Consider the following 23453-nt stretch of genomic DNA (forward strand, 5'->3'; position numbering starts at 1 on the left):
TGAGAACGGGGGTTCATTGGTATGCAGGTCAGTTGTCTTCAGGCTTCTTCGATGCCAGGCTGGCATGGAGTGATGCGAGACGTTCCTTTTCTTCTGAGAGAATTTCCTCTGCAAACTCAGTACCGCTGTAGTTTAGCTGCTGCCGGGCTACCGCCACTGCATTCTCTGCACGCAGCAATCGCTTATTCGCTTGCTCGAGCATATCTGGTGTAGGATGCGACATCGCCTGGGAAACTGCATGATGCAGTTTTTTTACTGAGTTGGAGGCTTGCGCCACCGTCGTATAGGATTGCAGACTGGAATGATCGTGTTTCATATCGAAGCACACTCCTCTCTCAAAGTCCCTGCTACATCTGTTAGCATGGATATTAAGAAAGGTCGTTATGCACAGAACTTAATTTTTAATAAATGGAGCTGCCTTGGTAAGCACTTCTTCCTCTGTCGGTGCACTGATGTAACGTCCATTAACGAATACAAAAGCTCTTTTGCCGCAGGGTCCGCAATAGGATTTGCAGCCTACCTTGATCTCAGCATCTGGGGCCATCTTCTGAAGCTTAGGCACCAAAGACTTTAATTTGACATGCTTACATTTATCACATACTCGAATATCGTTAGCCATGTACTCCCCTTCTCACAAGAAAAACATCATTCGGCTTCTTAACAATTAGTCGTGGAAATGATTCCCTTGCGCAGGATTTGTAATAACAAAACCTTCTTTAGGGAAGTACAGATAATCCACTTTGATGCCGTCCAGCATCGGCTTGCCTGTTTCAAGCACCAGGTCGATTTCTTTGTCTGTAGATACAACCTCATCATTCTCTTTCGGTGTATCAAAATCAATCCCATAGTGTACATGATCACCATGATCGAGTGTGATCAGGACGCGTACATATTTACCTTCGTTCTCAGGGAGTGCAAGCTCACGCTTAAGCACTTTAGCGGCATTACGAGTAATTTTTGCTTTCATTATAATTTCATCTCCTAGTGTCATCTATATAGAAACTGTCAGCAATTTATAAATTGGCTCAATTTCAATACCCTATATTTTAATCAAGAAGCGTGTATTTAGCAATATCTGCTGATTGAATCCATTTCATAATACATCATTTCTATTTGCGGCCTACTACATTCGGATATTTGCGTTCTGCCCTCTGAACGAACCAGTTCATGAGGAACATCGTGACCCCGATATCATCAATCGGGAGGAGAGGCAGCACATCAGGCATAATCCAATATACCGCGGCAGGAACCAAGAAGAGAAGCTTGTCCTGCAATTGAACCTCTGAAGACATGAGAAGAGCAGGCATCCTTTTAAACACATGAGACCAAGACTTTAGCGATAACAGCTTCTTCCATTTCATGATGATCATACTCCTTCCGGGTTATTACTATCATAACATACGTGTAAATTCAGGGGAGGTTTCCATACCTCCCTTATGCAAATTGCTCCAGATTGTGTGCCATATAACTCAGATCTCAGCGAAGAAGCAGGCGGATGGCAGACACCATAAGCCGCTCGACCTCAGCAGCAATTGGAATATATTGATGAACTGGCAGCGGATTAGTCCCGAGTCCGGTTTCAACGGTAAAGCCTGGTCTGCCATACTCCTGAATAAACCAATCTTTATATCCTGCATCACTTTCCGTCAATTTAACCGGAGCATACCCTGTTGCCGCTGCTAGCTGCTGAGCCCATGCCTCACTGAATGCCGGCTCGTAATCACGATAGTTCCAGTATATTTCTTCCCCTTGACTATGCAGTGCGATGATCATGTCGAATTTCTTATCCATCGTCCATTCTGCCAAGGCTCTGGACTCGGGTTCAGTCAGGGGATGTTCTCCTCCATAATCTCTTGGTCCAGGGCAAGTCACAGAACGGCGTTTCGCTTCTTCGTAAAAATGAGCAGGAAATTGGTCGTTAAGATCAATGCCTCGAATGTTCGCCTTCCAGCCCGAGAAGTCAGGATTGCCGCCATTCATTTCGAGGAGTTCTGTAGAGAAGGGATGAGCATTCGCTCCGTTTAGAACCAATTCTATGCCATCAGGATTGAGCATTGGCACCACCCATAAGGTCACTTGTTCAGCCCATCCATCGGATAAGCAGCCCTGCCAATCCTGTTGTTCTTCCAGAGCGGCCATGTAGCTTTTGACAAAATACATCAGACAAGGAACGTTCAGCCACTCATTCGCATGCATACCTGCATTGACGTGCAGCTGAATTGGCCCCTTTCCAATTCTAATGTATGGAATCTTTCTTCCAAGCACACTGCATCCCATCGTCCCCAGCTCACTCATCGGCGTTCTTAGGCTTTTTATGTGATCAAGATCTTGTTCAAGCTCACGATACCCGTATAGATTCATCCCTTATCTCCTCCTATAAACTAAGTGAAGGTCAAGAACCATATTTACGTGCATTATATGCTGCTTATCATCACATTCGTGATAAATCCCTAAGGCGGAATCGAGATGTTGCTGTTAAGTATGTATATAAAAAGACAGCCCTGTCCTTTGAACTCTGCCGTTCAATGTCAAGGCTGTCTTAATCTTCAATCGTTACAATTTGGATACTTGCCATACGACCGGGGTATTACGAATCTGCTCTCCAAGCCAGGATCTCGCAATGCTTTGAAACATAACCGGATCACCCGAGCAAAAAAACTGATGAACAGGCGTTTCATCACCTATGGCGAGCTTCCCCTTGTCATATAAGATCGTGCTCGTTTCTCTGGCAGTCTCATCGGCAGAACTAATTAATTTGACATGAGGACCCATCGCCTGACCAATCGGCTCCATCAAGAACGGATAATGAGTACAGCCTAGAATAAGGGTATCGATTGGTTTGTCTTTCATGCCGTTCAAGGACTCACTAACAGTGGATCTCGTATGCTCGGACCTGAAATCCCCTTGCTCGACCAGCGGGACAAGGGCCGGACAAGCCTGACTCATAACATTGATATATGGAGACAGCTGCTTAAGTGCTGTTGTATACGCTCCGCTGTTGATCGTACCCATCGTACCGATGACTCCAATATTACCTGTTTTGGTAGCTGTTATCGCGGCTCTGGCACCGGGATGAATGACACCGATCACCGGAATATCCACTTTCTGCGATATATGGTCCAGCGCAGCTGCTGTTGCCGTATTACAGGCAATAACGATAACTTTTGGATCAAATTGAATAAGAAAATCTACGATTTGTTCTGTAAATTGTTTTACTTCCTCGGACGAACGGGGTCCGTATGGTGTGCGGGCCGTATCTCCAAAATAAATGACTTTTTCCCGCGGAAGCTGACGCATCACTTCTTTGGCTACAGTCAGCCCCCCAACACCAGAATCTAATATTGCGATAGCTTGTTGCACGAACACACCGCTTCCTTCTTTACATATTTCCATCCCTTTTCCATCCTACCCTATGTTTCGGACGGCAAAAAGGTACCTACATATTACCCGATTTAGTATGGGCGTGTAAACCAAGCTCAGCGCAAAAAGGCCTTTTGCCTCATCCCTATACCTACAGGGAGCGGCAGTCAGGCCTTTGCTACGAATCTTTACGCCTATAATGTATCGTCCTCTGCTGCTTCTTCAGCAGTCTGCTCAGTCTTTGCAGGTTCACTGATCCCAGACACCTTAGCGACCTCGTTCCCTGAACTGATGCCCCGGATATCTTGCAAGAAGCCTTCTGTCGATTCCTTCACTTTGGAAGCGATCCTCACACTCTGCTCGCTGACTTTCTCAGCCAGGTTCTGCCCCTTCTCTGTAACAAGCTTGGCATTCTCCGCAATATCCTCGCGGAGCTCAGCTCCTGATTTGGGGGCAAACAGCAGCGCCGTAATCGATCCAGCAACCGTCCCAATTAAAGTACCCCATAACAAGCTCTTGTTCGTATCTTTCATGCCTGCTCACTCCTTCTCACGCGGGCTGGAAGCACCCGGAGCAGGAGCGTTACGCTGCCATGTGTGCCATACCGTCATGGCTGCATCAACGTATCGGAACATTTGACCCAGGCGCTGTTCATTGTCCTGGTGTGCGCCATCCACATGCTTGTGTGCTGAACGAGACAGCTTGACGCTGATCTCATCCATCGTGCGGCTGATCTGCTGCAGTACCGTACCTAGCGAAGCGATTGACTCAAAGAGAGGGGCTGACTTCTCTAGATATCCCTGCATATCCGATATCGCTTTATTCGTACCTTGAATCATGGCTGAGGTATCTGCAGCGAGTATATCGGTTTTCTCTTCGAGCTGACTGACACTCTGTTTAACCTGCTTCATCAAGCTTCTTGCTTCAATAAGCACCACAACGCCTGCAGCTGCAAGGATAATAAAAGCCCCTGCCATCAGCGCTACACTCCATGCGATCATGTTCCAACCCTCCTGCTAACCGGGCGAAAGCCCATTTTTTAGTTAATGCATTATAAGCAGGAGGAGCCTGACTTGACACAACAAAATTCAATAGTACATAAATCGATCAGATTAGGACGAAATGTTCCCAGCGTAATAGGGTGCACCTGGATCCAGATCTATTACATATCTTAGAGGTGAAACCAGCGATTCCTGATGCTCGCAGCGCCAGCGCTGTTCCCCGGATGAACCCAGCAGCTGACCATCCTGTATCACATCACCCTGATCAAATATATAATAGGCGGCACCGTATAAGGTACGAGCTACGACATCCGGATCCATCCCAGCAAAGTGACATTGAAAATCCGGCACCCCTAATGAGGATAACCCCACCGTATCCATCACCAGCTCACGTCTAGCTTCACTGCCTCCCGCTTGATACAGCCTTACATTCATCGCTCCGTACAGATGATCTCCATTTTCGATCGCTTTGGCATAAGCAGAAGGATTCACCAGTTTGTCACTGCCGTAAAAGTAAACCGCTTCACAAGGTGCCACTTCTAGAATAGCGAGCAACGCCTGCTGGAACAGCTTCAATCGCTCTTTATGCGGCAGGGCCGCCGTAAACATATCATGTATGCGAATCTGATACTGGCACAGGTCTGTAACCTCATTTGCTTCGCTCCAATGCCAGGACTGCTCCACAGCACCCTTGAAGCGGTTCTTGTCCTGAATCTTGGTGACAGGCAGAATGCAGGTCTGTGCAGGAACGGTCCCGTCTTCAAAATTAACCATATGCTCCATATGCATAATGACTAGAAGCTCCTGCTCTTTATCTGCTGCCTCGGCTTGATTCTGAACCTTATTCACTGCGTCCTTGTTGACAGGCCGTTTCATCACTCTTGCTTTTCCGGTCAAACGCTTCATGACCTCCATCAGCTTCTCTTCTTTCAGCTGAGGCATATCCTTGAATAGAAGCTCGGCCATATATACCGGATGAAATCCGGAGTTGTCTTTCTTACGATCTGACATGATCTTTCCTCCAAACCAACTAGGTGAATCCATTACAATTACAAAATTTAATTCAACTAGAATTTTTTAATCTATTAAACCTAGTTCCGTGACGGTTGGAACGGTCCCAGTTCTTTTTCGAGATACAAACGAATTTGATCTGCGAACCGATCCAGCACATCAGGAAGCGTCCGGGTTACCTTATGCAGGCTTGTCCGATCCCATGCATAATAATCCTGTACGAGCGGCTTCCGCAGCGGCACAAGCTCCATAAACAGCTTATAGCTCTCCTCATCAAATGCCCCTGCTTCATGAACAATTTCAATGATGTCTTCGTAGCTGCTCGCATCCCTGAGAATAAATCCATCAATGAGATAACTTCCTACGTCAGTTACAATCTCTAGGGCCAAATGAAGGGAACGCTCCTGAACGAAGCCGAGGATAATTCCCCCATCCCAGTTGTCCTGTGCGTGACGGAGCCCAGCTGTAATCTCGGGAATAGCTGACAAGCGCAATTCGATTTGATCTGTATTTACATAGTACAATACGTTCACATCCGTTTCGTCGGTAATCAGTTACGTCTATTTTTTCGTTTCAGCCAAAAGAACATTACCGGGCATGCAATTAAAATGACGATCAGCAAAAACATCGTTTCCATAACATCTTTTAAATCGCCCACCTGCTACTCCCCTTTGTAAGTTAGATTTCGTAATCAACTGCAACAGAAGAATCCTTCACAACACTCATATGCTTAATAATCTCTTGATGAACAGGATGAACCTGGTAGGCCTCCAATGCCTCCAAGGAATCAACGACTGCGGTCAGAGAAATATCGAAGGAACGCTCCGATTTCAAGACATCCACTCCGATCTCCAGTGATTTCAGCAGCTCAATTCTGCCATCCATACTGCGTAATATACGAGCCGTCTCCTCAATGCTCGCCTCTGAACGGTCCTTTAATTTGAAAAAAACGATATGTTTAATCATTATAATAGCTCCTTATCCTATGTCATGAGTTAATAGAGTTGATTCCGTTTACAAAAAATATAACATAAACACGAATAAAGTGGTAAATGAATCAATTATCGTTTCTCATGTTTTACCTTGTCCAATATCTTATTCCAGCAAAAAAAGGCCTCTATTGCTCAGGCCCTTGTGATTCTGCATCTTGATTCTCTCTACGTTCCTTCCGCGGTCCAAATTGACTTAATATATCTTCGTCCACCGCGTATTTGACTGCTTCAAGCTCTGCATCTTCAGTATCTGATCCGGTGGTATCTGTCGCTTCATCATCCTCTGCGCGTCTGCGTAATGCCGCTTCCTCATCATCCTCTGCCTGCTTCTTAACCAGCTCTATGATCTCTCTTAATTTTGCGGGAAGAGGAAGCCCGATGCGGCTGTAATTCTCGGTAATGGAGATCAATTCGTTCGCCAGATAAAAGTACATCGCCCCGCCTTTAATGACATCTGTTCCAATCAACTGATCGATCTGGTGTGCAAGTATAATAACAAGCAGCATCAGACCCTTGCGAGTCAATCCCCAAAATCCAATCTTGCTGTTCAGCCTGCTGCCGGTACGGATTACAGCCGCAACCCCGGTAATATAATCAATAGCCATCGCAATACATAACAGGATAAGCAGCTGTGTCCAACCACCAAACGCAAATGTGAAGAATGCCCCTACAAATCCGAGGAGCATATTGATTAATGCCGGATTCATTCATGCTTCCTCCTCTTCCTTTTCTCTCTATTAATCTATGAAGATTATGGAAGAATGACACGAATATATTTGATTTTTATGAAATCAAATGTTTGCCCAATTTTGAGTCTTAAGGCCTACTTTTAGCCGGTTTTACCCTGTTTTCGTTGGTCTATACTAACTCCACAACCATTTAATAGGAGAAAAACAAGCAGATTCATAGTCCGATTTTCCCTTAACAAGGCTCCTCGTATATGAATATGCTTTCAAAGGTGGTCATGTCGACACTTGAAACGACTGCTTATTTTGTTGTAGTATTTGTTTAAAAAATCGGAGGAAATATGCCTAAACAACAAGAACAACATTCGATCCAGGCGTGGTCTCTGATCAACCGCAAATATCTGGGAAAAGGCGTACGCGTAAAGCGATTCCGCAGGCCGACACGCTGTCAGGTTCGCAACCGTATATTGCTTGCCGTTCTCATGGCAAACGACATCAAATTATCACAGTTAGCTGAAGATTTGTCGATCTCATCAAGAAGTGTCAGCGCATGGGTGTATGAAGGTCGAATTCCTGGAAGCACTAATCTGGATAAAGTATGTCAATTACTCGGTTATCCGCGCCATATTTTGTTTAATGAAGATGTCATTAGAAACAGTCCTGTCATTTGTCAGCCGGAGCCATCCCGATTCATGAAGCGAACGGTTACCCGCTCGCCAGTGAGTAATCGGATCTTGACCGGATTATGCATGGTTCACGACTTGTCCGTCACGGATGTGAGTCACTGGATCGGGGTACACCCGGGAACATTCCGTAAATGGCTTCATCAAGGAACGATGCCTTCTTCGGCTTTCCAGGATCAAGCAGAGCAATTTTTCAAAGTTCCAAAATCGATTCTTTTTGCAGATATCATTTTAAAACAGAATTCATAATATCTCCCTTATGGGTAAGAGAGCACTCCCTGCATGAGCTGACTGCTTCTGCAAGGAATGCTCTTTTTTTGCCTTCTTAGCTTGTTTATACACGTACAGTTTGACCGGCAGCTGCTTCCTTAAGAGACTTCAGCTTCTTCATCACAGAATGCGGGTCATGACCGAAATAATCGTGCAGTCGATTATATTCTGCATAAATTTTTTCATAGACCATAGAATGCTCTGGTATCGGTTTGAAGGTCTCATCTCGAACTCTCGCCATCCTTGCCGCCGCGTCTTCAATACAATCATATCCGCCTGCGTCCGCTCCGGCAGCGACAGCTGCAAACATGGCTGCTCCTAGAGCGGCGGTTTGGGTTGAAGCAGCCACCTTGATCTCACGGCCAATAATATCCGCATAGATTTGCATGAGAAGTTTATTTTTCTGAGGCAGCCCGCCGCAAGCATATACGATATCTACATTCAAACCACCACGCTGAAATGCATCGATGATCTTGCGAGTACCAAAGGCCGTTGCTTCAAGTAATGTTCTGTACAGCTCTTCCGGCTTCGTCTGCAGCGTATAGCCTATGATTAGTCCAGTCAGATTGGCATCAACCAAGGTGGATCGGTTGCCGTTCCACCAATCGAGAGCTAGCAGACCGGTCTCTCCAGGCTTGTATAAGGAGGCTTTATTCTCCAGCCATTCATGTATGGTCAGTCCTTCCTCTTCAGCCTGTTCCTTCACTTCAGAAGGCACGCCATTCTCTACAAACCAAGCAAAGATATCACCTACAGCCGTCTGACCTGCCTCATAACCGAAGTATCCAGGTATAATACCATTCTGGACGACACCACATATGCCCTCTACTTCCAGCTCCTCTTCTCCGAGCAGCAAATGGCAGATCGAAGTGCCCATTGTCATCACCAGTTTACCCGGAGATACAACACCTACAGCAGGAACTGCCGCATGAGCATCTACATTCCCGACTGCTACAGCAATCCCTTGAGCAAGTCCCATGGCACTCGCCATCTCCCGGGATAATCCGCCGGCGCAGCTCCCCTGGTCAAGAATATCGCCTCGCAGCTTCGTTTCTATCACATGTTCAAGTCTCGGATCGAGAGATTTGAAGAAATCATTGTCCGGATAGCCTTCAGCGTGATGATAGAACGCCTTGTAGCCTGCTGCACACTGGCTGCGCTTCAGCTCACCGCACAGCTGCATGATTACCCAGTCTCCCGCTTCAACAAAACGATCTGTAAGCTCATAAATATCCGGTGCTTCATTTAGGATCTGCCAGACTTTTGCGATCATCCATTCCGACGAAGACTTACCGCCATACCGTTTAAGAAAGACTTCCCCGCGCGCTGCTGCAGTCTCATTAATCCGTTCAGCCTCATTCTGAGCCGCATGGTGCTTCCAGAGCTTGACCCAGCTGTGCGGATGGTTTGCGAGTTCGGGTCTAAGGCAGAGGGGCTGACCTATTGGATCGATCGGCAGCATCGTGCATGCGGTAAAATCAATACCGATTCCGATGACGTCTTCCTTGCCTATACCCGCTGCCTGCACAACGGCTGGCACCGAGGTCATTAGGACCTCCATGTAGTCGGCAGGATGGTGAAGTGCCCAATCCAGCTCCAGTTTGTGACCGCTTACAGGAAGCCTCTCATCAATAACACCGTGACGATATGGAGTAACATGAGCAGCTGCTTCGGATCCGTCAGACAGCTTCACAAGCACCGCCCGTCCAGATTCGGTTCCAAAATCAATACCGATCGTATATTTTTCGCTCATTTGCTCTTCAACTCCTATTTCATTACTCTCCATTATAAATTTGTACGTACAATTTAACTATTTTTAACGTGTCGTTTCTGATATTACAGCCTGTAGCTTCCCGACTATGCCTCATGCCCTGTCTTTATCTCATTTAAATATTTAAGTCCTGTGTATCTCGCTCTTAAAGTATGCGCAGTCCTCATCGCACGCTCCAGCTGTTCATCGGTGACCCCAAGCTCTTGGATCGTAGATGGACCTCCGGTGCGGCTGAGCCAATCCTGCATTTGCTCTTTCACAGGCAAATCCTTGTATGCATCAAATGCCTCTTCCTGCCCGCTCTCATAGAGCGCACGGTATACATCTGAGAGAAGGGCTGATGCAACGCCCACCTTCGCTCCATGAAGAATCGCTTTCTTACCCTGCTGCAGGAACTCCATCTCCAGACGATGGGATATATGATGCTCCCCGCCGGAAGCGGGCCGGGAATGATCAATGATCAGCATCGAGATGCCAGAAGCAATCAGTGCTTCCATCAAGATTTTAACACCCTGTTTACTGCCCTCAGCGATCTCATCCACGTGATGAACGCAATCCATCAGCGCTTCCTCCGTCATCCGGTAGGCTAGCGGACAATAAGGCTCGCCTCCAAGATCACGTGATATTTTCCAGTCGGCAAGGGATGTAAATTTACCAAGCATATCACCAAAGCCAGCAGCCGTCATCACTTGTGGAGCCTTCGCCAATACGCTTAAATCTGCAAAGATCGCCTCCGGCGGAATAGCTTGAAACGTCTGTTTCGTACCATGCACAATAAGAGGGGCACCTGCGGAAGTGAATCCATCTACAGACGCTGCTGTAGGAACAGATATAAAAGGCTTGTTCATCTTGAAGCATACAAATCGGACAAGGTCATGAATCGTGCCTGAACCAGCTGCGATGACTGCATCTGTATCCTTCGAGACACCTAACAGTACTTTAACGATAAATGCTTCGTCTGCGACAACCTCACCTCCGGTGTTTCCAAGCAGAAAGAGCTCGTCAGTAATGACTTCCGCTGCTTTTAGATAAGTGATGACTTCATCTCCTGCTGCTTGTTTGGTATGCTCATCAAAAACAACTGTCACTTTTTTATAATTCTGCTTGCTTAGATAAGGAGCCAATTGCGTAAGTGCCCTATCCTCCAAACAAATATGCATGTCTACCATACGGTGCGGATTACCGCATGGACATTGACTTGCTTCCTTATTCCACTCTGCAATACGATCATTCATGCTTATATTCATCATCCAAACCTCCTGTATGCTCGTTTCTACTCCTAGTTTCCAATATGTACGTACAAATTGTCAAACAAAAATAAAAGACAGCAAGGATGCTGCCTCTTATTCAGGAACCCCGTTTAACTCAGGATTATGGAGGTTCTTCTCGGAATTAGGCGAAAGCCTGAATTTAAATAAAGGTTCTTGTATCTTTGTTTCGACTGAAATTATAGATTGCGACCATTGTAAGTGCAGCAGCAAAACCGATCAAAGTAAGCAAGTTCAAATATAATCCGGACAGTGAATCTCCGTTTTGCAGCTTATCGACAGTCTCCAGAAGCCAGTATTGCGGCATGAAGCCTGAGAGCTGCCTGAAACGATCTGGCATGATCTCGAGAGGAAAATAACAGCCTGCAATCAGGCAGCTAGGTGTAATAATCAGATTTTGGAGTGCGCCTGCCATTCTGGACCCTCTTGCAAAAGAAACGATCAGGAGTGCTAAAGCGATGGCAGTCAGGCCGAACAACAGCAGAATGGCAACAAATTGTATCGCTGGTATTCCCGAATCCATGTGCAGCACTTGTTTCATAAAGAACACGGTTATGATGATCTGCACAAACAACATGATAAAATTAACGATCACATTGGACAAAACGTAGGTTTTGGATGATATAGGTGAGGCCATGATCCGGAAAAATGTTCTGTTTTCTTTCTCTTTTAAGATAACAGAAGTCAGGTTCACCGAGGAGAACATCATTAGAGCGACGAGGAAGCCCATCGTTTGGTATGTCGCATTCTTAACGGCTGCGGTATCCTCTACCTTCACTGAAGAGAGTTTGAAGCTCTGACTACTGTATTCCTCGTAGAGGGACTCAAATATTTCCTGATCTCCTGCAGCATATTTTGCAATCGCTGCCGCATTGCTGATATAGCTGTGAAGCATGGATTTAACATAGGCGGTTACCTCGGCTCCTTTTACAGATATCATTTCGATATGATCCGGGGCGCCGTTCTGCACACTTGCAGCAAAGCCTTGCTTAAAGATCACCGAAGTATCTGAATTTCCAGCTGCAATATCCTTTTTCATGGACTCTTCATCCGTAACAGTAATCTGAACCTTGTTGAGCTGTTCTATGAAAGAGATCGTGTCTTGTGTGATCTTCTGCTCTCCATCCAGATTAACGATGGACACCCGCAGAGGAGCACCGCTGCCTCCGCCATAAATCGCCATACTGATTAATGCCGCTGCTATAGGAAGAATCAACAATATAAAAATGTTCGCGTTTTTTTCGAAGCACGCTAATTATGGTTTTTCTCGTCAGCCATAGTAGATCCCTCATTCTATTCTCCTCCTGACTTATGCATAAATGCTGCGGAAAACATAAGCAGGAGAGCACTGATTCCCACATTTAGAGCGATAACTGGAATGACGGCTGGTGCATTACCTGCAAATATCGCTTGCATGAGTGCATGGTTAGCCCAATAAATAGGGGAGAGCTGAACCACATAGCTAAACATCCCATTATCTGTATGGATCGGGGCATAAGATCCGCCAACAAAAGAGGCAATTTGGATGATAATGATTAGAATGGCATGACTTGCTCCGTCTTTAAACAGATAGCTGCAAGCAAGACCCAGGCTGACCGCGAGAAGAACTTCAGTGAATAACAATGCCAATACGGCAACATAGCTTGAGCCCCAATCTGCCTGGAAGACAAATTTGCTAAACAACACAACCACAGCAACACATAAAAAGTTTATCAACGTGGATGACAATATTTTGCCAGTGAATATTGCTTTTCTGGAAACGGGCGAAGCATACAAACGAATATGAGTTCGCCGAGACACTTCGCCTCGAATTAAATAACTTGCGGATAATGCACTGTAGAGGGCAATCATCGTAGACATGGTAATTGCATAGTAATCTACGGAGCTGGGCTGCTTATCCGGGATTAATCCGACCTCCTGAATGAAGCTGCCATAGGCGTATTTCGCCTCCATAATTTGGTTCAGCGCCGCTGGATCAGACTTCCCTACTGCTGTGATGAGATTATACTGATCCACAAAAGCGGTAAGCATGCCCTGGACGATATTATTTTCAATGGAATCAGCCGGATTACCAAAATACTGTATCCCTTCATTAGTCAGCTCTGCATATGCGGTATACTGATCTACCTGAACCGCGGTCTGTCCATTGATCTCTTCTGTTGCTTCTGTGATCGTCACACCTTCCAGCTCAAGCGCATCCATAAAGCCTAACCAGGAAGCGTCTAGCAGTTCTTCACTAGTATGATCTGTATACATCAAGCTCAAAGAGTCCATTTCGTAATTGCTGGAGAAGGCATTCGTTAATGCACTCCCAAGAATAAGCATGAGAACAATGGGGAAGGCAATCATGAATATAAACGTCTTATAGTCTCTTAACTCTGTCAGCAATTCTTTACGAATGATATGAATAACGCTCATCTTATCCCCCCTAATCCCGCAGTTTACGACCTGTTAAGGTTAAGAATACGGTTTCCAGGTTAGGAGCCTGCTCTTCTACTGAGCGAATCTCAACTTCATGGGCCATTAATTGATAAATCAGCTGATTCAGATTGTTCACTTCGGATTTAGACCGGATTTGAATCATTTGTTCGTCTGCCGTCACCTCGATCACTCCGTGAGTCTGCTGCAATGACTCGATATCGAGTGGAAGATCCGACTTATATCCGATCCAAATATCCTTTGTGTCTGTAATAGTTGATGTGAGCTGCTCCTTCGTTCCTTCCGCGATGATCTTACCATGATCTACGATCGCGATGCGGGTACAGATCTCTTCGACCTCCTCCATATAGTGACTCGTGTATATGATTGTACAGCCCATCTGGTTCAGCTTCCGAACAGAATCCAGAATATAGCTTCTGGACTGGGGATCAATGCCCACCGTTGGCTCATCCATAATGATCAGCTTCGGCTGATGAGCGATGGCACAGGCAATATTTAATCTGCGTTTCATTCCGCCCGAGAAATTTTTAGGATAGTGTTTGGCCTTATCCGTGAGTCCGACAAAATTCAGTGCTTCCAAAGACCTCTCTTGCAGATCTTTTCCCCTTAAACCATACAAGCCTCCAAAAAAATGAACATTCTCATATGCGGTCAGATTCTCATAAATGGCTATATCCTGCGGTACGATACCAATATTCATCTTGGCAAACCTGCTGTTTTTGGCAATATTTTTACCGAGCAGACGAATTTCACCTTTGGATGCACGGAGCAGAGAAGAGATCAGATGAATTGTTGTACTCTTTCCCGCACCGTTGGCCCCGAGAAAACCAAATATTTCTCCTTCACGAAGCTTTAAATTCATATGATCTACGGCTACGAAATCCCCAAATTTTTTGGTAAGTCCCTCAATTTCCAGAACGTTCATTGTTCACCACTCCCACTCCCCTGAATCTTGCATGCATTTTCTTTCTATATCATAAAGAAAAGGGATGAACCTATAACAGTGCATAAGTTCATCCTTTGATATGAGAAGTTTCATGAAGAACGAAGATGAGAATTCTCCGACGCTTGTCCATGTGGCAGCAGAGTAATCACACGGAAACCATCTGTGCCATCCACGACAACCGTCCCTCCCAGTGCTGCAGCCCGCTCCTCCATTCCGGAGATGCCGAGCCCTTTAACAATCCGGCAAGCGCCGATTCCATTATCTGAAACGACAGCCCGGATCAGCTGATTAAGCACCTGGATTTCAACATGAATCTGATCCGCACTCGCATATTTAATCGTGTTCGTTATGGCCTCCATCATATTTTGCTGTATGATTCGAAAATGCAGAGGCGTGATATGCTCAAGATCACCGCTATGTACAAACGACATATGAATGGCATGCTTCGCACTTACCTCATCGATAAACAGCCGCAGCCGATTTATCCCCATTTCTTCAGGCCTTGGCTTCATATCTTTCAGCGTCACTCTGATTTGTTCAAGCCCTTCTTTTGAAATCCCGATCGCATTGTCCAATAGCTCTGCCGCTTTGACAGGATGACTGACAAGCATGGTTTTGGCTGCCTCCATCTGAATGAGTGCCCCAGCCATCGAATGACCAACCTCATCATGAATGCGCTGTGACAATCTGTTCCTTTCTTCCAGCTTGAACGTATATTCCGATTGCTTAAGAAATTCTTGACTCTCCTGCAAGGAGCGCCTCAGTCTGCCCATATCAGCCTGGATTGACTCGTATTTCTCGAATTGACTGTCCACCACCGTTTTATAGTGCCTGACGGCAGAATAAGCTAGAAATATGAGTGCAGAGGTGACGAAATAGGGAGACAGAATAGAGCTTGGCACTAAACCCATGGTTACTAGAAAGAACAGAACCGGATACACCGAACGCTTTTGCAGAAAAATGGATATCTCATATAAGCTGATCGCCAGGAGCAGCAGAAAAGAAGCATGAATATATACTGCACATCCGACAATCCACCCTATGGATAATACATGAAGGAGGAGTGTAAATTGGTTATTCCTTAGAATAAGCATCATACAGTTAAGAGATATGTATATCAGCACAGAAAAAATGAACCATCCCTGATCTTGATCAGCGCTGAGTACCGTGCCTGAAATATAGACAAGCAGAATCAGCCTGCAGCCGACCATCCAACATTCATAATAATTAAAGCTCTTCATCAGAAACCCGCACTTCGCCGGTTAAATAATATATGGCAATTTGTGTTCGATGGGCAAGTCCCGTCTTGTTCAATATAGAAGTAATATGGTTAGCCACCGTTCCCTCCGATAAGAAAAGCTTCTTGGCGATCCCTTTATTGGACAGCCCTTTTGCAATACAGCCCATGATATCCAATTCGCGGTCTGTGAACAAACTGCGGTCTATATGATCGGTATGGCCCGGGATGGATACAGCTTCAGGGATCGTTTGCTGCTCGGCAGAAGTTGGGTGGCTAGAGCTTAGTAAGCTTGACTTGATCTTATCAAGTACCACTCCTTGCAGCACATGATGATTCCGGTTCACACTCTTAATCGCATCTCGGATTTGCTCTGGATCATTATTCTTGAGGAGATATCCTCTAGCTCCAGCTTGTATCGCCTCAAAGACAAACTCATCATCGTCAAACGTCGTTAATATGAGCGGTCTTGTCTGTGTCAGCTGTACGATCTTTCTTGTGGCTTCGACTCCATTCAGATTCGGCATCCGAATATCAAGCAGGGCGACATCCACTTCATGCTGCTGACAATACTGTACAGCTAGTGCGCCATCCTCGACCGCTGCCACAACATCAAAATCCTCAAAGCTGGACAAAATAATTTTCATTCCTTCGCGAATAAAGGAATTATCATCTGCTATCAATACTTTGATCTTCTTCATACTAAGCCCCTTGTATAACCGTATTTAATCTCACATTCATTATATGCGAATCCTTATTCATAATTAAGAACAACATTTCTATAAAATGGAAGAGTATAGGCCTATCAACTCGACAATGTACAACAAAAACAGGCTTCCGGTATTCCGGAAGCCTGTTTGGATAGGATGCGGTCGAGAGGACTCGAACCTCCACGGGGGTTAGCCCACACGGACCTGAACCGTGCGCGTCTGCCAATTCCGCCACGACCGCATATTTAATGACTACTCTCATATTATAGCGATTAAAAGCATAATATGCAAGTTATTTAGCATAATTTAATAGATACTTGTGACCGCCGGAATATCTAACATTATGGAAGGAGCAGCGCAGCTATGGTCTGCTCCTTCCTTTCCTATTTTGTACGTATCAGCGATATATCTATTACTTACAGTTCTCGTCTGTCCGTATCGAGCATTCTATAAAATCGCTTCATGCAGCGCATCTACGTAGGCAGCCGCCAGCTTGGACATCATTGCATTCTTATGAGCGATCCAACCCACGTTAATCGTTTCCTTGCAATCCAGCGGAACGGGAATAATATCATTTCCATTTAAGTCTGCACTTAGTACACCCGTTGAGATCGTATACCCATTCAGGCCAATCAGCAGATTAAACAGTGTTGCTCTGTCATTGACACGTATACTCTTCTTGTGTGACAGCGTGCTTAAGATCTCCTCGGAGAAATGAAAGGAATTGTATTCCCCCTGATCAAAGGACAAATAAGGATACTCCTCCAGCTCCTCAATGGTCACTATGGACTGCTTCGCCAGCGGGTTATGGATACTAATGAAGATATGCGGCTTCGCTACAAACAAGCTGTGAAACTGCAAATTGGCGGAATCCAGGAGTCGATTGATAACTTTGGCATTAAACTCATTTAAATACAAGATCCCAATCTCGCTGCGCAGTGTTTTGACATCTTCAATAATCTCATAAGTCTTCGTTTCCCGTAGCGCCAGCTCATATTCATCTAATCCGTGCTCCTTCACCAGCTTCACAAAAGCGTTGACGGCAAAGGCATAGTGCTGGGTAGAGACTGAAAAATGCTGTGGAGACGGCTTGGCGTTCCGATATCTGCTCTCCAGCAGCTCTGCCTGCTCGGTCACCTGTCTGGCGTACCCCATGAATTCGGCACCCTCCATTGACAGCGTAATCCCCTTATTTGTCCGTTCAAATATAGTAATGCCGATCTCTTCCTCCAGCTCTTTGATCGCCTTGGACAAGCTCGGCTGAGATATAAACAGCCGCTTGGCGGCCTCATTCATGGAGCCGCGGTTCGCAACCTCAATCACGTATTTTAACTGCTGCAGTGTCGTCATAACTCTCCTACTTTCGTAAATTAAACTAATCCTCATCGGGAAGACAGAAGAACATAATTCATCGTAAATCGCCATACACATCATTAAATACACAATTGAATCGGAATTTATTTAAGGAGGGCCGGTATATGGCTATTGCTCCCCCTATTTTACAAGCAGGAGACACTGTGGGTCTAGTCACATTAGGCAGCCCGTTAAGCGCTGAAACCATCGATTCACGAATCGAGGTCCTTCAGGGCTCTGGTTTTAATGTAATTATTGGCAACCATGTATATGATCAGGACGGGTTCCTGGCAGGAACAAACGAGGAGCGGGCATCCGACCTTATGAGCATGTTTGAGAACGAAGAGGTCAGATTAATTCTTGCAACACGCGGCGGCACTGGAGTTGCCGGCATTCTTCCTTATCTTGACTATGATGTAATCCGCAATAATCCCAAAATCGTATCCGGCTATAGTGATATTACAATACTGCTGAATGTGCTCTATCAATACGCGGACCTCATTACACTGCAGAGCCTCATGCTTATTGACTTCGCACCACAAACGCCTGCTTATAACTTCGATCAATTTTATAATGCAACCTCTACTTTACAGCTCCAAAGACAGATTACGAACCCTCCCAGCATTCCTCAAATCAGCAGGATTCAAGGCAATGTAACGGGACCTATCGTTGGAGGGAATTTAGCCTCCTTCATGGATACCATTGGAACTCCCTATGAAATTGATGTACGAGACAAAATATTGTTGCTTGAAGAAACGCATGAGCCGACCAATACGATCTATCGTTATCTAAATCATCTCTTGCTGGCGAATAAACTACAGGAGTGTGCGGGCATTGTGATGGGGGAATGCACCGGATGTATTGAGGCCTATGGGGTCTCCTACCAGCAGTTAATAGAAGAAGTTATCGTACCGCTAGGCAAGCCCCTCATGACCAATGTGACAACTGCTCACGGGATATATAAAGCCGCAATTCCCATTGGAGCGACGGTAAATTTAAACACCTATGAGAACACTCTGACAGTCATTGAACCGACGGTCAGTGCTGAACAATAATAATCAGCACAATGCAGAATTTTATTTAACATTTGCCTTATATACAGCGTCAATCATAGTTTCTGTCCAAAAAAAGAGGAGCGAACCATTCGGTTCCCTCCTCTTCGTTATTATATGAGTTCTAGTACCAGTACATTGACAGAGTTTGCCGGCAGGGAAATAACCACAGAGGCTTGCTCTACTTCAACCTCTGTTTGATAAGGCTGTACCTTCTCATCGTCTCTCTTGTTCACGTTAGGAACATGGACGAGAGACGCATCTCCTGTCAGAACCGTTAACTGACCTTTGGATGCTGTATTCAAGCTGTCCAGATCAATCTTGATCGATTTACCCGAAGTGTCCGGGTTAACGAGCTTCACATAGACATGCTTCTCGTCTTTCGTCACCGAATGATAGACCTCTCGGTTATAAGCTTCCAGCTTGTAATCCAGCACTTTGCTCACCTTATGCCCGTCTGTGTAGAAGCAGATGAGGTGTTTGCCATCATTGCCCCCATAATTCACCGTAATGGTATATTCTGTGTCATTTGCAAGCTCTTCGTAGCTTGCCGCACGCAAATTACCTGCTGCAGTACTGGAGGAATAGTCACCAAGCGTGTAGGCTTCAACCCCGTTCTTAAACACTTTGACGCCGGTTGCATTTCCGTTATAGCCAATCGCGTATTCAATGACATTCTTATGCTCTGCTGTAATATCCGTGAGTCCTGCTCCAATGTAAAAACCATCATCCCCAGGCGCCTTCTTCGCCGTAAATTCCACTGTATAATTCGTCCAAGCCTCATTCATGAGGTAGATACCGTTGCGACCGATTGGCTGAGCTTGGAGGACTAGCCCCTCCTCGGAATCAAGCTCATAACCGGCAGAGCCAGGAATGACCTGCCATTCTGGGCTCAGCGGCTTCGTAAAATCTTGATCCAGCAGAACGCTGCCGTCTGTGTTTGAAGTAACGACGACCCGTTTCACGTGAACCTCTGCTTTTCCAGCTGAGATTTCAATTCCACCGTGCGTAATCAGCTTGGTCTCCTCCCCGTTTCGATAGGTAGTGAATGATGTGGCCAGCCCTTTGGTACCGATATATTTGGCGAAGAGCTGCTGCACGTAATAGTTCGGCGTATACCAGACCGTCTCATCATCAAACCAAATGCAGTCCGGTGTCCAGCGATACAGATTGTCTGTCCGTATTTTATTGAACAATGGAGCGGTCGCCGCAAGTCGGACAACATCTGCATTATTCTCGAAGCTGGTCATAATCACCGCTTCTGCTACCGCACCCGCCAGTGTATTCTTATCTGTGGAGGCATACTCTCCGACAAACACTTTGGACGTCTCAGTCTCGTTCAAGCTGCCATCTTCGTTATACGCACGGTAGTAGTAATTGTAACGGTCGGCATTTTCCAGCAAATACTCATTGGAACGGTAATAATGCTCATCCGCGATGGTATCCATATAATTCGGCTGCTTGCCATACCAAGTGATGGTCTCTTCAATACTTGTCTTGCCATCGGTAAAGCTTACTTGAGCTGAGCCTTCGAGTCCTCCGCTTAGGAATTTCCACCCCTGCTGGTAAGCATCATCGTCCGCCTGTGCCCCAACGGTAGAGATGATGTGAAGCTCATGATCCGGATAGTACTGCTGCATATGCTCATCAATCGCCGCTTTGAAAATTTCAAAGTTAGCGAAGAATTCTGTTCCCCAGTTCTCGTTCCCTACACCCAGATATCGAAGATCGAACGGCGCTTCATGGCCCATATTTTTACGTAGAGCAGCCCATTCATTCTTCTCATAATCCGTGCTGATTGCAAAATCAATCAGATCTGTAAAATTGCTGATATAGTAGTCTCTCAGCGCTCCTCCGGCTGGATTTGCATAATCTGAACGTGCTTGACACAGTACACCACAGGCCATAACTGGAAGCGGAGTCGAATTCAAATCCTCAGCCAGCTGGAAGTATTCCATATAGCCAAGACCCATCGTCATCATATAGCCCCAAACGTTATAGTTCTCCTTGCGCAACTCTACATCACGCACGGATTCTTTCCAATCATAGACATTCTCCCAAATGTGTGAGCCTTCGGAGATACAACCACCTGGGAAACGCAGAAATTTAGGGTGCAGATTAACCAGTGACTCGACCAGATCCTTTCGCAGACGATAGTTCGGGTTCCCTACATAGTTGGAATGTGCAGTAGAAGAGCTTTCTTCCTCGGTGGCTCCCCACACATTTGCCGGGAATAACGAGACCATATCAATGGAGATCTCTCCAGTAAAATGAAGGGATAACTGGCCCAGCCCATTTTTCTTTCCTTTAAGTTTAACAGGTGTAGCTGCTCCGTACTTCTTCCAGCTCCCTGCCTCAACATCAATAACGACGGTGTCGCTGATTCCTTCTCCGTCCTGATCCATCAGCTGGAGTGTAATGCTGCCCGCTTGTTCTGACTTGGCCCAAATGGAGAACAAATATTCCTCGTCTTTTTTAATAGACATGGCGCAGTTATGGTTCAAATCGTTAAACCCTTTATTATATATTACAGCCCCATCCGCTGCAGTCACATAATAGCTGTTAACATCCTTGTCCTGAATATCAAAATGCTCGTTAAGTCCCCCGCTGTGATGAACCGTGAGCTTATCTGTGTCACCATACCATGCAAAGAGAGCATCACGGTTCCGTCCTGTAGAGACACCGCATTCGCCGCATACATGAGAGTAGCTGTCGTACTCAAACGCTTCAAAGGAGCGGTTCTGCACCAGCTCTGCATAGATCCCTCCATCAGCCGCATTGTTGATGTCCTCATAGAACAATCCATACATGACCTCACTAATATCAACGACCTCGTTATTTCCTTCAATCGTCAGCGTATGGTCCGGGACACCTTCAGGCAGCACAGAAACGACATAGCTCTGGGAAGCATCATGCTCTCCAGCGCTAAGTTTAGCGGTAAGTGTAACACCAGCAGGCTGCTGGATGTTCTTGTTTACTTTTCCCTCATTCGTAATCGCTTCCGAATTGCTGGAGCTCCACTCTACTTGGACTTTGCCCCCCATAAGTGAAGATGGAAGATCTATATCGACTTTGATAATAGAGTTCGGTGCGCTTAAATATTTGCTCTTGGCCAGCTTGACAATCTGTTCATCGGACAGGGATTCGCACATGACCTCGATGACTTCATCCTCAGTAAGCGCAGCTTGATAAATGCGCACATCGGATATAGATCCCTGAAAATCGGCATCCGCATAAAACTGGGATTTCCCAATATAGTTACGATCATAATTCGTACCGTTTGTAAACGTATCAAACCATGCTCTCAGCTTCGCATAGGTTCCACTGGAAGTCTGGCTGATCGTCCCATCCCCAATCGGTTCTCCGTTAGCATATACGACAGGACCGGCACTGCTGAGTGTACCGCCCTCGGTACCGCGGATTGAAATCGCAACATGCAACCATTCACCCGCCGGGAAAATCTTCCCTGGATCTGCAACGATCTCGTCTCCCGCATAGCATACGCCTCTTAAGTTACGGGTCAAGAACAGATACGGGTTTCCTTCCCCTCCACCAAAGTCGATGATACGCTCCCACACACTGTTAACTTTGCCGGGATGAATCCAGGCAGCTACCGTAATTCCCGTATGATCACTAACTCCCTTCAGCAGATTGGATGGCAGCTCCATATAAGATGTTCCATTGCTGCCACCCGCCAAAGTTAGTGCAGACCTGCCGTCTACATTATGTATTTCAGGAAGCTTGCTCCCTTTAAGCACACCGTCGTTACCGTTATTTGTTGCATCCTTGCCTGCATTGCTCTCATCCTCAAACTTGTAATGCGCGATTAGTTGCTCGTTCTTTATCATGCTGCAGCTCTCCTGTCTTGTCATAATAGAAATTAAAAAGCAGTCGTTTAATGCATAAGCAATCAATAAAGTAATGTAAATGCTAACTTATTAATATAATAACTAATCTTTGTACAAAACGAAAGCGTTTTTTTCTCATATGCAAAAAAAGAAGCCCCCAAACTAGGGACTTCTTCTGACAATTGATTTATTCTTGGATTCATCATTCTACTACTTGATTTGAAGCTGCGGATGGTGATTCTTTCTTGATAAACAGCTTGCACAGCTTCCACAGTAAATATCCAATAAACGCCCCAGAGGTGTTAAGCAGCAGGTCATCTACATCAAAGGTCCCCATACTAAAAACAATTTGAGCGCATTCGAGCAGCAAGCTAAAGCTGAAGGATAGAAGCATGACGAGGACAAAGCTCAGCTGTTTGATGATCGTTCCAGCCAAAAATCCAAAGGGGATAAAAATCGCGACATTGCCAAACAAATTGATTAAATTATGCGTTGTTGGATGCTCCAAGCTGTCTTTTATCGTATGCAGCCATATCATATTGGATCTATAGCTCATCGATTCACTCAGAGAAGCAGGATTCTCTATGACTCTGGATATCATCTGACCCAATATACTGACATCAACAGCTCCGAACTTAAACAAAATGACCTTGATCACTACATAAGAGTAGAACAGCAGCAAACCTAGTATGAGTACTGGATACAAATGCATTTTTTGTTTCATCATCATTACTCCCTTATTGTACACGTGAATTCCTGATGAATACACAATATACGAATCTTTTTAAGATCAAGGGAATTAATTCTTAAATTTTTCTTAAGAGAA

The 23453-nt window shown here is 45.6% G+C and carries 23 protein-coding genes, 1 tRNA gene and 1 pseudogene; 2 read left to right on the plus strand and 23 right to left on the minus strand.

Annotated elements, in window-relative coordinates; genetic code table 11:
- Positions 1–28: 28 nt before the first annotated feature.
- From TCA2_RS02060 to TCA2_RS27415, 12 genes and pseudogenes are all read right to left on the minus strand, one after another.
- On the minus strand, positions 29–316 hold the full coding sequence (locus TCA2_RS02060) for a hypothetical protein (protein WP_047909878.1): 288 nt from the start codon (positions 314–316) through the stop codon (positions 29–31).
- A 78-nt stretch (positions 317–394) separates the two neighbouring features.
- A complete protein-coding gene (locus TCA2_RS02065; protein WP_047909879.1) occupies positions 395–619 on the minus strand; it encodes a DUF1450 domain-containing protein in 225 nt (74 codons plus the stop codon).
- Between the two features lie 45 nt (positions 620–664).
- A complete protein-coding gene (locus TCA2_RS02070) occupies positions 665–967 on the minus strand; it encodes a heme biosynthesis protein HemY (protein ID WP_047909880.1) in 303 nt (100 codons plus the stop codon).
- A 142-nt stretch (positions 968–1109) separates the two neighbouring features.
- Positions 1110–1361 carry a hypothetical protein gene (locus TCA2_RS02075; protein WP_047909881.1) on the minus strand — a complete coding sequence of 84 codons (252 nt, stop codon included), beginning with the start codon at positions 1359–1361 and terminating at the stop codon, positions 1110–1112.
- A gap of 115 nt (positions 1362–1476) precedes the next feature.
- Positions 1477–2361: a M14 family metallocarboxypeptidase gene (locus TCA2_RS02080; RefSeq protein WP_047909882.1), complete on the minus strand. Its 885-nt coding sequence runs from the start codon at positions 2359–2361 to the stop codon at positions 1477–1479.
- Positions 2362–2553: 192 nt separating this feature from the next.
- The gene (gene racE / locus TCA2_RS02085) at positions 2554–3360 is read right to left on the minus strand and encodes a glutamate racemase (protein ID WP_047910222.1); all 807 of its coding nucleotides are present in this window, start codon (positions 3358–3360) and stop codon (positions 2554–2556) included.
- A 194-nt stretch (positions 3361–3554) separates the two neighbouring features.
- Positions 3555–3893, minus strand: coding sequence for a YtxH domain-containing protein (locus tag TCA2_RS02090; protein ID WP_047909883.1), 339 nt, complete (start codon positions 3891–3893; stop codon positions 3555–3557).
- A gap of 6 nt (positions 3894–3899) precedes the next feature.
- Complete coding sequence (locus TCA2_RS02095; protein ID WP_047909884.1) at positions 3900–4361, minus strand: DUF948 domain-containing protein; 462 nt, start codon at positions 4359–4361, stop codon at positions 3900–3902.
- A gap of 111 nt (positions 4362–4472) precedes the next feature.
- Positions 4473–5372 carry a DUF4261 domain-containing protein gene (locus TCA2_RS02100; protein ID WP_047909885.1) on the minus strand — a complete coding sequence of 300 codons (900 nt, stop codon included), beginning with the start codon at positions 5370–5372 and terminating at the stop codon, positions 4473–4475.
- An 80-nt stretch (positions 5373–5452) separates the two neighbouring features.
- Positions 5453–5896: a DUF86 domain-containing protein gene (locus TCA2_RS02105; RefSeq protein WP_047909886.1), complete on the minus strand. Its 444-nt coding sequence runs from the start codon at positions 5894–5896 to the stop codon at positions 5453–5455.
- Between the two features lie 154 nt (positions 5897–6050).
- Positions 6051–6338 carry a Dabb family protein gene (locus TCA2_RS02110; RefSeq protein ID WP_047909887.1) on the minus strand — a complete coding sequence of 96 codons (288 nt, stop codon included), beginning with the start codon at positions 6336–6338 and terminating at the stop codon, positions 6051–6053.
- Between the two features lie 316 nt (positions 6339–6654).
- Positions 6655–7071, minus strand: a pseudogene (locus TCA2_RS27415) (holin family protein); the annotation flags it as partial.
- 320 nt (positions 7072–7391) lie between these two features.
- On the opposite strand from TCA2_RS27415, the gene TCA2_RS02120 reads away from it, so the two are divergent.
- A complete protein-coding gene (locus TCA2_RS02120) occupies positions 7392–7982 on the plus strand; it encodes a helix-turn-helix transcriptional regulator (protein ID WP_047909888.1) in 591 nt (196 codons plus the stop codon).
- An 85-nt stretch (positions 7983–8067) separates the two neighbouring features.
- Here the strand turns inward: TCA2_RS02120 and TCA2_RS02125 are convergent, their stop codons facing one another.
- The 9 genes from TCA2_RS02125 to TCA2_RS02165 all read right to left on the minus strand — a co-directional run bounded on the left by TCA2_RS02125 (position 8068) and on the right by TCA2_RS02165 (position 17724).
- Positions 8068–9756 (minus strand): ribulokinase, encoded by a 1689-nt coding sequence (locus tag TCA2_RS02125; RefSeq protein ID WP_047909889.1) that lies wholly within the window; start codon positions 9754–9756, stop codon positions 8068–8070.
- Between the two features lie 104 nt (positions 9757–9860).
- A complete protein-coding gene (locus TCA2_RS02130; RefSeq protein WP_081872199.1) occupies positions 9861–11015 on the minus strand; it encodes a sn-glycerol-1-phosphate dehydrogenase in 1155 nt (384 codons plus the stop codon).
- Positions 11016–11184: 169 nt separating this feature from the next.
- Positions 11185–12261, minus strand: a complete 1077-nt coding sequence (locus tag TCA2_RS02135) for an ABC transporter permease (RefSeq protein ID WP_238546260.1) — start codon at positions 12259–12261, stop codon at positions 11185–11187.
- A 74-nt stretch (positions 12262–12335) separates the two neighbouring features.
- A complete protein-coding gene (locus TCA2_RS02140) occupies positions 12336–13460 on the minus strand; it encodes an ABC transporter permease (RefSeq protein WP_047909890.1) in 1125 nt (374 codons plus the stop codon).
- A 10-nt stretch (positions 13461–13470) separates the two neighbouring features.
- Positions 13471–14406, minus strand: coding sequence for an ABC transporter ATP-binding protein (locus TCA2_RS02145; RefSeq protein ID WP_047909891.1), 936 nt, complete (start codon positions 14404–14406; stop codon positions 13471–13473).
- A gap of 110 nt (positions 14407–14516) precedes the next feature.
- Complete coding sequence (locus TCA2_RS02150) at positions 14517–15668, minus strand: sensor histidine kinase (protein WP_052511678.1); 1152 nt, start codon at positions 15666–15668, stop codon at positions 14517–14519.
- Positions 15655–16365 carry a response regulator transcription factor gene (locus TCA2_RS02155; RefSeq protein WP_047909893.1) on the minus strand — a complete coding sequence of 237 codons (711 nt, stop codon included), beginning with the start codon at positions 16363–16365 and terminating at the stop codon, positions 15655–15657. Before TCA2_RS02155 ends, TCA2_RS02150 begins: the two co-directional genes overlap by 14 nt.
- Before the next feature lie 166 nt (positions 16366–16531).
- Positions 16532–16615, minus strand: a tRNA-Leu gene (locus tag TCA2_RS02160).
- 206 nt (positions 16616–16821) lie between these two features.
- A complete protein-coding gene (locus TCA2_RS02165; protein ID WP_047909894.1) occupies positions 16822–17724 on the minus strand; it encodes a LysR family transcriptional regulator in 903 nt (300 codons plus the stop codon).
- A gap of 128 nt (positions 17725–17852) precedes the next feature.
- Between TCA2_RS02165 and TCA2_RS02170 the strand changes: the two genes are divergently transcribed.
- On the plus strand, positions 17853–18782 hold the full coding sequence (locus TCA2_RS02170; protein ID WP_047909895.1) for an LD-carboxypeptidase: 930 nt from the start codon (positions 17853–17855) through the stop codon (positions 18780–18782).
- Between the two features lie 110 nt (positions 18783–18892).
- Here TCA2_RS02170 and TCA2_RS02175 read toward each other — a convergent pair whose 3' ends face one another.
- Positions 18893–22627 carry an alpha-L-arabinofuranosidase C-terminal domain-containing protein gene (locus TCA2_RS02175; RefSeq protein WP_047909896.1) on the minus strand — a complete coding sequence of 1245 codons (3735 nt, stop codon included), beginning with the start codon at positions 22625–22627 and terminating at the stop codon, positions 18893–18895.
- 202 nt (positions 22628–22829) lie between these two features.
- Positions 22830–23351 (minus strand): VanZ family protein, encoded by a 522-nt coding sequence (locus tag TCA2_RS02180; protein ID WP_047909897.1) that lies wholly within the window; start codon positions 23349–23351, stop codon positions 22830–22832.
- Positions 23352–23453: the final 102 nt, after the last annotated feature.

It is taken from the genome of Paenibacillus sp. TCA20 (genome assembly GCF_000732325.1).
In the GTDB taxonomy this organism is placed as follows: Bacteria; Bacillota; Bacilli; order Paenibacillales; family Paenibacillaceae; genus Paenibacillus; species Paenibacillus urinalis.

What these genes read in the sequence shown, in the direction of transcription:
- TCA2_RS02075 (WP_047909881.1), bottom strand. Translation starts at nt 1,361, where the DNA reads ATGAAATGGAAGAAGCTGTTATCGCTAAAGTCTTGGTCTCATGTGTTT.
- TCA2_RS02150 (WP_052511678.1), bottom strand. Translation starts at nt 15,668, where the DNA reads ATGAAGAGCTTTAATTATTATGAATGTTGGATGGTCGGCTGCAGGCTG.
- TCA2_RS02180 (WP_047909897.1), bottom strand. Translation starts at nt 23,351, where the DNA reads ATGAAACAAAAAATGCATTTGTATCCAGTACTCATACTAGGTTTGCTG.
- TCA2_RS02175 (WP_047909896.1), bottom strand. Translation starts at nt 22,627, where the DNA reads ATGATAAAGAACGAGCAACTAATCGCGCATTACAAGTTTGAGGATGAG.
- TCA2_RS02090 (WP_047909883.1), bottom strand. Translation starts at nt 3,893, where the DNA reads ATGAAAGATACGAACAAGAGCTTGTTATGGGGTACTTTAATTGGGACG.
- TCA2_RS02155 (WP_047909893.1), bottom strand. Translation starts at nt 16,365, where the DNA reads ATGAAGAAGATCAAAGTATTGATAGCAGATGATAATTCCTTTATTCGC.
- TCA2_RS02095 (WP_047909884.1), bottom strand. Translation starts at nt 4,361, where the DNA reads ATGATCGCATGGAGTGTAGCGCTGATGGCAGGGGCTTTTATTATCCTT.
- TCA2_RS02165 (WP_047909894.1), bottom strand. Translation starts at nt 17,724, where the DNA reads ATGACGACACTGCAGCAGTTAAAATACGTGATTGAGGTTGCGAACCGC.
- TCA2_RS02060 (WP_047909878.1), bottom strand. Translation starts at nt 316, where the DNA reads ATGAAACACGATCATTCCAGTCTGCAATCCTATACGACGGTGGCGCAA.
- TCA2_RS02100 (WP_047909885.1), bottom strand. Translation starts at nt 5,372, where the DNA reads ATGTCAGATCGTAAGAAAGACAACTCCGGATTTCATCCGGTATATATG.
- TCA2_RS02080 (WP_047909882.1), bottom strand. Translation starts at nt 2,361, where the DNA reads ATGAATCTATACGGGTATCGTGAGCTTGAACAAGATCTTGATCACATA.
- TCA2_RS02110 (WP_047909887.1), bottom strand. Translation starts at nt 6,338, where the DNA reads ATGATTAAACATATCGTTTTTTTCAAATTAAAGGACCGTTCAGAGGCG.
- TCA2_RS02070 (WP_047909880.1), bottom strand. Translation starts at nt 967, where the DNA reads ATGAAAGCAAAAATTACTCGTAATGCCGCTAAAGTGCTTAAGCGTGAG.
- TCA2_RS02140 (WP_047909890.1), bottom strand. Translation starts at nt 13,460, where the DNA reads ATGAGCGTTATTCATATCATTCGTAAAGAATTGCTGACAGAGTTAAGA.
- TCA2_RS02145 (WP_047909891.1), bottom strand. Translation starts at nt 14,406, where the DNA reads ATGAACGTTCTGGAAATTGAGGGACTTACCAAAAAATTTGGGGATTTC.
- TCA2_RS02125 (WP_047909889.1), bottom strand. Translation starts at nt 9,756, where the DNA reads ATGAGCGAAAAATATACGATCGGTATTGATTTTGGAACCGAATCTGGA.
- TCA2_RS02065 (WP_047909879.1), bottom strand. Translation starts at nt 619, where the DNA reads ATGGCTAACGATATTCGAGTATGTGATAAATGTAAGCATGTCAAATTA.
- TCA2_RS02170 (WP_047909895.1), top strand. Translation starts at nt 17,853, where the DNA reads ATGGCTATTGCTCCCCCTATTTTACAAGCAGGAGACACTGTGGGTCTA.
- TCA2_RS02120 (WP_047909888.1), top strand. Translation starts at nt 7,392, where the DNA reads ATGCCTAAACAACAAGAACAACATTCGATCCAGGCGTGGTCTCTGATC.